Genomic DNA, 387 nt, shown 5'->3' on the forward strand with positions numbered 1-387 from the left:
ACCCTGGCTGGCATGCCGGTCTTCAAGGGCTTGGCGCTGGCTGTGTTGCAAGGTGCCTCTGTGGGCCCCTTCCCACCCGAGTTCCAGTTGCTGAGCACGGGCTTCATCCCGGATCCGTTTGCGGGTGAAACTCTGCGTGTGGCGTCGTTGGTGATTGGCCTGCTGATTGCCCTGGTCATGCTGGTGATGAAAATTCGTGGCCGCGCAGACCGTGCCAAGCATGGCATGGAAAACGAGCCTGTGGCCTTCTTTGCGGTGACCAACCTGATTTTCGTCGGCATGATCGCCGCGTTCAGCTACCTGCTGTCTTCGTACAGGGGCCTGCCCAACGTGCTCGTGGTCATGTTGCTGCTGATGTTGGTGTATGACTTTGTCGCCTCCAAGACC

The 387-nt window shown here is 59.2% G+C and carries 1 pseudogene; it reads left to right on the forward strand.

The window, feature by feature from the left end:
• Positions 1–12: 12 nt before the first annotated feature.
• A pseudogene (locus tag AC1D1Y_RS26805) lies at positions 13–387 on the forward strand (sugar ABC transporter permease); the annotation flags it as partial.

This window comes from Polaromonas sp. P1_G1 (assembly GCF_056405595.1).